Raw genomic sequence first — 2,047 nt, 5'->3', positions numbered from 1 at the left:
GGCTGCCCCATGCCTTTAAATGACTTTTTAAAACTATTATCCCATTTCAAAAAATAGGCAAAAGTATAATTAACAATCTTAATTTAACAGCAGAACTCTAAATATAAGAGATCTGCCTTACATTAAGTTTAATTAATCAAACTTAGTAACGTCTGGTACTGACTCTAAATAATCAAAGAATTGTTGTATTTGTTCTTCTGTTACACGTGCTGTAGAAATAGGTGGTAACTCATCTCTACCAAAGAATCCAACTTCGGGTGTTTCAATACTTGGTGTCAGTTCACCATCAATAATTTCACACCAGAAGAAAGCCTTATACACATGTAAAAACATTGGAGGATGTGGGTGCTTAGTTCTATCTGTTAAAGCCAATAACTTAATCGCCTTAACTCGTAGACCTGTCTCTTCTATAACTTCTTTTTCAGCATTTTCCGATGCTGAGTAACCTACGTCAGCCCATCCACCCGGAACAGACCATTTCCCGTCTCCAATTTCTTTTGCTAATAATAATTTATTTTCTTTAAAAACAACTGCTCTAACATCTAGTTTCGGAGTCGCATAACCTACATCTTGGAGCACGTTATTAATAAAATTTTCTGTTTTGATTTCTTTTAATTCTAATAAATACTCAATGTGCCCTAAGAGTTGTTCATAACGTTCTTTGTCATAAACATCTTTTGAATAATGTAAACCTGTTTGAGCAATACCAGTAATTTTATTTAAAGTTTCTAACCACTTCACTGAGTCATTCATTGCAACAGAGGCCTTCATGCTTATATCTTTCAGCTATAGTAAGACATAGTCAGACGAAGCACTATTAAACAGTTGTTAACTGAAATTTCAAGCTGAGTCTTAATAGGTTTTGTACGATTAATAGCTCTAATTAAATTTACTCTTTATATAAATTTGACTTAATCATGAGCGGTAAACCAAGACTACTTAATAAACTAGTTCGAGAATTTGTTACATTCTTAGTTTCTAAATTAACAAGCTCAATAAATTCTTTATTAAATTGTTTTCTAGGATATTTTTCTAAAATTTCATTTCTAAAAGAGACGGGAAGTCTATATAGACCGTCACTAATCACATCACAGGATGCACCTTGCTGTAATAGCGTAATTTCTGCTGGGTCAGAGTGATCTATATAACCGTTCATATGTAAGCAGATAGCATCTTTAATAACTCCACTTTTCTTCTCATCAAAGCTATGTTCTTTAGCCTTTAGCTCAAATTGTTTAGCACTCTCATAAGTAAAACAGTTACAACCTTTACTATGAATATGTTGCTCAGTTAAGCCAATATCATGAAAAAGTGAGGCTATTAAAAGTGACTCATCATCAAATTGCTGTTTTTGTATATTGCCTAAAGCAGCGCCCCAGAAATAGGTGCGCCATGAATGATTATAAATAGATATACTTGCTTTAGCTTCGAGCTCATCAAGCGCGACTTTAACCATTTGAGTATCTGGTATCACGATCTGATCAATATCAAAATCATCTAAAGTTTTGAACCGAAAGTAATTTATTTTTATAGAGGCCATAACACTTGGCAGCATAATTTTTTGAATTAACTTAACTTTCTCTTTGAAGCTGAGCTGACCATTTGTAGCTTGCATCCAGTGATATGAACCAATTCTTTTAGTTTTCATGATTAGCTCTCATTTTAGAGTAATTACTCTAAAATATTATCATAGATAATTTTTTGCAAGTTGTATCTTTTAAGACCTCGTTAGAACTTTGATTGATAAGCGTTTTATAAACCCCAATTTAACAATAAATTTTAATTATTTATCCTTACTTTTTAATGATCTATTTTAAAACAGATGTCATTTTGTGTGCTTGACTGAAATAGGGTTGGGCACTATCCTTTGCCTGCTGACCTACATTGTCAGCCGGCTTTGACAGGCTGATTTAGACCGCATCAGAATTATTTCTTCTGAGGAATAGTTTTGTGTGTAAGCTTCTCGTCTCCTCCCGTTGCGGTAGGACGGGAGAGGGACACCTTCGGGTGTGCTGGCGTCTAACCAGTCTGTCAACCTTCTCTCGTT

General features: G+C 34.1%; 2 protein-coding genes. Both read right to left on the bottom strand.

The genetic code is table 11. The features are described 5' to 3' along the window. Nucleotides 1-132: 132 nt before the first annotated feature. Nucleotides 133-753, bottom strand: a complete 621-nt coding sequence (locus J536_RS23790; RefSeq protein ID WP_032063584.1) for an NUDIX hydrolase — start codon at nucleotides 751-753, stop codon at nucleotides 133-135. Nucleotides 754-889: 136 nt separating this feature from the next. Then, on the bottom strand, nucleotides 890-1,648 hold the full coding sequence (locus J536_RS23785) for an HD domain-containing protein (RefSeq protein WP_032063582.1): 759 nt from the start codon (nucleotides 1,646-1,648) through the stop codon (nucleotides 890-892). Between the last annotated feature and the right edge of the window lie 399 nt (nucleotides 1,649-2,047).

It is taken from the genome of Acinetobacter sp. 809848, from assembly GCF_000581275.1.
Classification (GTDB): domain Bacteria; phylum Pseudomonadota; class Gammaproteobacteria; order Pseudomonadales; family Moraxellaceae; genus Acinetobacter; species Acinetobacter pittii.
Note: the sequence above shows the minus strand (reverse complement) of the source record. Positions and strands in the feature narration are given on the sequence as shown.

Bases quoted from the DNA above. Each gene is read 5' to 3' on its own strand.
- J536_RS23790 (WP_032063584.1), bottom strand. From the start codon at position 753: ATGAATGACTCAGTGAAGTGGTTAGAAACTTTAAATAAAATTACTGGT.
- J536_RS23785 (WP_032063582.1), bottom strand. From the start codon at position 1,648: ATGAAAACTAAAAGAATTGGTTCATATCACTGGATGCAAGCTACAAAT.